Origin of the sequence: Aeromonas sp. QDB14 (genome assembly GCF_027707845.1) — a bacterium.
In the GTDB taxonomy this organism is placed as follows: domain Bacteria; phylum Pseudomonadota; class Gammaproteobacteria; order Enterobacterales; family Aeromonadaceae; genus Aeromonas; species Aeromonas caviae.
This window is the reverse complement of sequence record NZ_JAPCJD010000014.1, coordinates 72,282-78,878: the sequence shown is the minus strand read 5'-3', so window position 1 is coordinate 78,878 and position 6,597 is coordinate 72,282. Positions and strand designations below refer to the sequence as shown.

The 6,597-nt window shown below is 59.5% G+C and carries 6 protein-coding genes; 1 reads left to right on the top strand and 5 read right to left on the bottom strand.

Going from position 1 to position 6,597, the window contains the following annotated elements; translation table 11 throughout:
* Window positions 1–117 precede the first annotated feature (117 nt).
* Window positions 118–465 (top strand): hypothetical protein, encoded by a 348-nt coding sequence (locus PG887_RS07105; RefSeq protein ID WP_104454733.1) that lies wholly within the window; start codon window positions 118–120, stop codon window positions 463–465.
* A 241-nt stretch (window positions 466–706) separates the two neighbouring features.
* Here the strand turns inward: PG887_RS07105 and PG887_RS07100 are convergent, their stop codons facing one another.
* From PG887_RS07100 to cysD, 5 genes are all read right to left on the bottom strand, one after another.
* A complete protein-coding gene (locus PG887_RS07100; protein WP_104454734.1) occupies window positions 707–946 on the bottom strand; it encodes a hypothetical protein in 240 nt (79 codons plus the stop codon).
* 508 nt (window positions 947–1,454) lie between these two features.
* The gene (gene cysC / locus PG887_RS07095) at window positions 1,455–2,048 is read right to left on the bottom strand and encodes an adenylyl-sulfate kinase (RefSeq protein WP_270821396.1); all 594 of its coding nucleotides are present in this window, start codon (window positions 2,046–2,048) and stop codon (window positions 1,455–1,457) included.
* Between the two features lie 346 nt (window positions 2,049–2,394).
* Window positions 2,395–4,119 (bottom strand): SLC13 family permease, encoded by a 1,725-nt coding sequence (locus PG887_RS07090; RefSeq protein ID WP_042007068.1) that lies wholly within the window; start codon window positions 4,117–4,119, stop codon window positions 2,395–2,397.
* A 4-nt stretch (window positions 4,120–4,123) separates the two neighbouring features.
* Window positions 4,124–5,551: a sulfate adenylyltransferase subunit CysN gene (gene cysN / locus PG887_RS07085; RefSeq protein WP_048208362.1), complete on the bottom strand. Its 1,428-nt coding sequence runs from the start codon at window positions 5,549–5,551 to the stop codon at window positions 4,124–4,126.
* Between the two features lie 24 nt (window positions 5,552–5,575).
* The gene (cysD, locus tag PG887_RS07080; protein ID WP_050498204.1) at window positions 5,576–6,544 is read right to left on the bottom strand and encodes a sulfate adenylyltransferase subunit CysD; all 969 of its coding nucleotides are present in this window, start codon (window positions 6,542–6,544) and stop codon (window positions 5,576–5,578) included.
* Between the last annotated feature and the right edge of the window lie 53 nt (window positions 6,545–6,597).

Genomic DNA, 6,597 nt, shown 5'->3' with positions numbered 1-6,597 from the left:
AGGCAGCCTGTCAAGGTATTCGAAGAGTACTGTCAGGCGGCATAGGCGAGTGTCGCACTTCGAAGTTGAATTCGCGATCAGCCCCTTGGTGGGCATTACTATTCACAAGGACGTGTCATGAAAAAATCCTCTATTGGTGCTGTGTTTTTACTTAGTTCAAGTGCGCTAGCCAACCCATATAAAAGTGAATTTGTTGATGTGGCATTTCAAATACAAGAAGGAAAAAATACATTTCAACTGGTCTGTCAACCCAAGCTCACCATGGGGGAGCTGCCCAAAAACTGGGTTGATACGTGCAATCAGATTGGCAAGAAGTTTTTGGAGTTGGCTGTCGAAAGCGGAATGAAGGTCGACCCCATTGACAACGCGTTTGGTTTGGCTGGTGAACTTGCTCAAAAAATGTCGAGTGACTTGCCAGAGAATGTTGTCCCCACACAAATTATTAGCCGTGAATTTGGTGGTTAATCGCTGATAACAAGGTGCGAGAACCAATAAAAGCCGGGCTGGGGCGGTTTTCACTACGCCTCCTCAGCCCTTCTATCCATTCAAGAGGAATGAAGGTTTCAGCACCGATTAACGAACTGCCTCTATCATGACTATCAGGAAACAAGATGCAAGTCCGCGCAATATCTTTACTCTTGCTCATGTTGACCTGCTCGGTAAGGGAAAGTGCGAACAAGTATCCCACGAACAAAAAATGAAAATTTTAGTCATTTAATATCAATGGGTTACCAGTAAATGCTCTCGTGCCATATGACTTATTCGCACCTTCCCTAGTTTCAGGCGTGTATGTTGTAAAAAATAAACTTAAGGCCTGAGTATATTCCTGAAAGGGTTTAACAATTTCATTAATATCGACACCACTAAACACCTCAGAAAAATCAACGTCATCGGAAATGTCATTCTTGCCTGCAGTCACCACCCCACCCCTCTGTTTTTGGCTCACTCGCAACAATCCCTAGCCTACCACTTTTGTGATGATCGATGCATATCATGGGTGAAATTGGAACACCCACCGTTCTGAGCGCCACATAGCGGCCAACCGATTGGCGAACTATCCCCATTGTCACAGACGGGCACTGTATTGGTCCCCTCTGATTCGCCGAGACGAGGCCACTGCACTAGGTCGCGAGACAAGGATGTCGAGCGAGTGACGGCGGGTCATGGAAGCCCGTCGGCGCGTGCCGTCGGTGCTGTGGTAGAGGTGAGGGTACTCGACGAAGGAGAGCGAATCGGCGAGGGTAACCTTTCTTTTGGTGACTTTTCTTTGGCCACGCAAAGAAAAGTCACTCGCCATAGCCCGTAGGGCGGGCGAAATCCCTTCGAGGACAAGGTCCTCGCATCCCATACGGCGCAGCCGCATCAACCCCCCCTCCCGCCTATCCACTCTGAGGGAAATAGAAAAAGGGGCCAAGGCCCCCTCTTCTATCAATGCTCGGTGAAGCACATCGACATCAGTCGATATGCCCCCTTTGGCGCAGCGCAGTCAGCAGCTCATCCACCAGCGCTTCCACCGGCTTGCCGGCGTTGAGCAGATGGATTTCCGGCTGTTCCGGCGCCTCGTAGGCGGAGTCGATACCGGTAAAATTGCGAATTTCCCCTGCCCGCGCCTTCTTGTAGAGCCCCTTGGGGTCGCGCTCTTCACACACGCTAAGGGGCGCATCGACAAACACCTCGACAAATTCCCCTTCACCCACGAGATTACGCACCAAGTCCCGCTCGGCACGAAACGGCGAGATAAAGGCGGTGAGGACGATCAGGCCCGCATCCACCATGAGTTTTGCCACCTCGCCGACCCGGCGGATATTCTCCTGGCGGGCGGCGTCATCGAAGCCCAGATCGCCGCACAGGCCGTGGCGCACATTGTCCCCATCCAGCAGATAGGTGTGCTTGCCCGAGGCGGCCAGCGCCTGCTCCAGTGCCCCCGCCAGGGTGGACTTGCCCGCCCCGGAGAGCCCGGTGAACCAGATCACCAGGGGCTTTTGTCCCTTCTGTTCGGCCCGGCTCTGTTTGTCGACGGCATGCTGATGCCACACGATATTGCTCATCCAACACTCCTTGATTGGCGCTCACGCCTCAAAACTTAAACTGTCCGGCACCACAGGGAGCCACCTCGGACTATCAGCCGACAACGTGCTGATGCCATGGCATTGCTCATCCAACACTCCTTGATCGGCGCTCACGCCGCAATACTGAAAACTGTCCGCTACCGCGGGGAGCCGCCTCGCACCATGAGGCGGCAAGGTGCTGATGCCCTGCTATTGCGCATGCAACCCCCCTGATTGGCGCTCACGCCTGGATGCCAGTGCCCTGGCACTCCCCTGCATCATAAGCAGCCTTGATAAAAGCCGCTTTAACATAAGCAGCCCTTAACACATTCCCCGGTATCAGACCTTAAAACGGAAACAGCAGGGGCACCATGACGATCACCCCGATGCTGTAGGCCAGGGAGACCGGCAGGGCCAGCTTGAGATAATCCGGCATCTTGTAGTTGCCCGCCGCATAGACCATCAGGTTGGTCTGGTAGCCGTAGGGCAGGATAAAGCTGGAACTCGCCCCGAACAGCACCGCCAGAATGAACGGCATGGTGGAGACGTCCATGCTGAGCGCCAGCTGGAATCCCATGGGGAAGGCCAGCGCCGCCGCCGCGTTGTTGCTCATCAACTCCGTCAGCACCAGGGTAAACAGATAGATCCCCACGAAGGCGATAAAGGGACTGGCCCCGTTGAACTCCCCCATCAGCCAGTCGGCGATGAGCTTGGCCAGGCCGCTCTTCTCCAGCTGATCGGCGATGGCGAGCGCCCCGCCCACCACCAGCCAGATATCCAGGGGAAAGCGGCGGCGGATCTCGTCCAGGGTCAGGATGCGTGAAAACAGCAGCACCACCAGCATCACCAGCAGCCCCTTGAAGAGCGGCACCAGATCGAGCACCGACAGGGTCAGCACCCCGAGGAACCCCGCCACCACGGCGGCGCTGCGCGTGGCATCGAGCCGGGTGGAGGCCTCCAGCCCGCTCACCACCACGAACTCCCGGGAGAGGGACTTGTTGCCCGCAAACTTGGGGCCGGGTGCCAGCAGCAAGGTATCCCCTGCGTGCAGTTCAATCTGGCCGAGGCCGCCGGTGAGCTGGGTCTCGCCCCGGCGCACCGCCAGCACCACCGCATCGAAGTGGGTACGAAACTCCGCATCCTTGATGGTCTGCCCCACCAGGCGCGAGCTGTGGCTGACGATCACCTCCACCAGGTGCTGGCCGTTGAGGCGGTGCTGGCCGTAGAGATCCAGCCCTTTGAGCTCCTGCAACACGCCGACGCTCTCCACGTCGCCACAGAACAGCAGCATGTCCCCCTCGTGCAGCTCGTGTTCCGGCTGCACCGGGCAGATCACCTGGTTGCCCCGGATGATCTCGGCCAGATAGAGGCTTTTGAGGCTGCGCAGGCCGTTCTCCTTGACGCTGCGCCCGGCCATGGGCGAGCCGGGGCCCACCTTGGCCTCGAGAAAATAGCCGGATTCCCGGCTCATCTCGGTGTCCTGCTCCGGCAGGTGGCGGGCAAACAGCAGCACGGCGATGAGGCCGGTCAGCAGGGTCCCCGCCCCCACCATGAAGAAGTCGAACATGCCGAGCGGCTTGGCCCCCATCTTGATGAGGAAGCTGTTGACGATGAGGTTGGTGGAGGTGCCGATCAGGGTCAGCACGCCGCCAAAGGTCGCCGCGAAGCACATGGGCAACAGCAGCCGGGAGGGCGCATGGTTGGGGTTGCGCTTGACCGCCCCCAGCATGGACGCCACCACGGCGGTGTTGTTGACGAACGCCGACAGGAAGGCGGTGGAAAACCACACCTTCACCAGCACCTTGTTGAAGGAGCCGGTGCCCACCAGGTTGGCAAACCAGCTCATGACCCGGGTCTTCTCCACCGCGAGCGACACCAGCAGCAGCAACACCAGGGTCAGCAGGGCGCTGTTGGTGTAGCCCGCCACCACGGCGTTGATGTCCGCCAGGCCGCTCAGGTAGGTGATGAGCACGGCGCCCGAGAAGAGCAGCGCCGGCCGGAGTTTGCCCTGGATCAGCAGGGCGACGAGGGCAGCCAGCAGACCCAGCACCAGGGATTGTTGCCAGGTCATGGGCTTACTCCTTGCCGGAATCGTTGCTGATGGTCAGCGCCTGCCAGTGGGGGAAGTGCTTGCGCACCAAGGCGTTGAGCTCCACTTCGAACTCGCTGTATTGCCCTGCCACCGCCTTGGCCGCCAGCCCTTCCACTATCATGCCGGCACCGACGGTGACGTTGGTCAGCCGGTCGATGAGGATGAAGCTGCCGGTGTCGCGGATCTCCTTGTAGGGGTCGAACGCCACCGGGTCGGTGAGGCTGAATTCGCACAGGCCGATCTCGTTGAGCTTGAGCTCGGAGGCGGGCAGCTCGTCGAGCTTGTTGATCTCGATGCGGTGGCGGATGGCCTCCACCTGGCCACGGCTCTTCTTGGTGGCAAGCTTGACGTCATAGACCCGGCCCGGTTGCAGGGACTCTTCCCCCATCCAGACGATGTGAGCCAGCACGTTCTGGGTCACCTGGGGCTTTTTCGCCGCATCCACCAGCAGGTCGCCCCGGCTGATGTCGATTTCGTCCGCGAAGGTGACCGTGATGGCCTGACCCGGCAGGGCGTACTCCAGATCCCCGTCGAAGGTGACGATGCGGGTCACCGTGCTCTCTTTGCCGGACGGCAGCACGGCAAGCTTGTCGCCCACCCGCAGGATGCCGGAGGCGAGCGTGCCAGCGAAGCCGCGAAAATCGAGGTTGGGGCGGTTCACGTACTGCACCGGCAGGCGCACCGGATGGCGTTCCAGCTCGCGCTCCACTTCGGCAGACTCCAGCAAGGAGAGCAGGGTCTCGCCCTGATACCAGGCCAGCTTGTCGCTCGGGTTCACCACGTTGTCACCGTCCAGGGCCGACACCGGCACGATGTGGATGGTGTCGACGCTGAGCTTCTTGGCGAATTCGCGGTACTCCAAGCTGATGCGATCGAACACCTCCTGGCTGAACTCCACCAGGTCCATCTTGTTCACTGCCACCACGAACTGCTTGATGCCGAGCAGGCTCGCGATAAAGCTGTGGCGGCGGGTCTGATCCAGCACCCCTTTGCGGGCGTCGATCAATATGATGGCCAGATCGCAGGTGGAGGCGCCGGTGGCCATGTTGCGGGTGTACTGCTCATGGCCCGGGGTGTCCGAGATGATGAATTTGCGCTTGGCGGTGGAGAAATAGCGGTAGGCCACGTCGATGGTGATGCCCTGCTCGCGCTCCGCCTGCAGGCCGTCCACCAGCAGGGCCAGGTCCAGCTTCTCGCCGGTGGTGCCGAGCTTCTGGCTGTCGGACTCCAGCGCTTTGAGCTGATCTTCATAGATCTGCTGGGAGTCGTGCAGCAGGCGGCCGATGAGGGTGCTCTTGCCGTCGTCCACGCTGCCGCAGGTGAGAAAACGCAGCAGGCTCTTGTGCTGCTGGGCGTGCAGGTAGGCTTCAATGCCCTGTTCGCTGATGGCGGTCTGAATGTGGTTGTTCATGATGCGATTCCTTAGAACATTTTTTTAGAAATAGCCCTGACGCTTCTTCTGCTCCATGGAGCCGGCCTGATCGTGGTCGATGAGCCGCCCTTGCCGCTCGCTCGAGGTGGTGATCAGCATCTCTTCGATGATCTCCGGCAGGGTGGTGGCATTGGATTCGATGGCCCCGGTCAGCGGGTAGCAGCCGAGGGTACGGAAGCGCACCAGCTCCTGCTTCACTTCGTCTTCCGGGCCGATGGGCATGCGCTCGTCATCCACCATGATCTTGATGCCGCCGCGATCCACCACGGGGCGCATAGCCGCGAAGTAGAGCGGGACTATGTCGATGTTCTCGAGATAGATGTATTGCCAGATGTCCAGCTCGGTCCAGTTGGAGAGCGGGAAGACACGGATGCTCTCCCCCTTGTTGACCTGGCTGTTGTAGACGCGCCACAGCTCCGGGCGCTGGTTCTTCGGATCCCAGCGGTGGGACTTGTCGCGGAAGGAGTAGACACGCTCCTTGGCGCGGGATTTCTCCTCGTCGCGACGGGCACCACCGAAGGCGGCATCGAAGCCGTATTTGTTGAGCGCCTGCTTGAGCCCCTCGGTCTTCATGATGTCGGTGTGCTTGCTGCTGCCGTGCACGAAGGGGTTGATGTCCATGGCCAGACCATCCGGGTTCTTGTGGACGATGAGATCCAGCCCGTACTTCTTGGCGGTCTCGTCCCGGAACTTGATCATCTCCTTGAACTTCCAGTTGGTGTCCACGTGGAGCAGGGGGAAGGGGATCTTGCCCGGGTAGAAGGCCTTGCGGGCCAGGTGCAGCATGACGGAGGAGTCCTTGCCGATGGAGTACATCATCACCGGGTTTTCAAATTCGGCGGCCACCTCGCGGATGATATGGATGCTCTCGGCTTCCAGTTGCTGCAGGTGAGTCAGTCGCTCGCGGGTGACACCTGCACGGATGCTCTGTGCATCGGATGGCTGCAGTTGGGTCAGTCTTTCACGGTCCATGTCTGGGTCCTCGGTTCATTGCTATCGCACCTGCTCGGGGCGCGGTGTTGGTT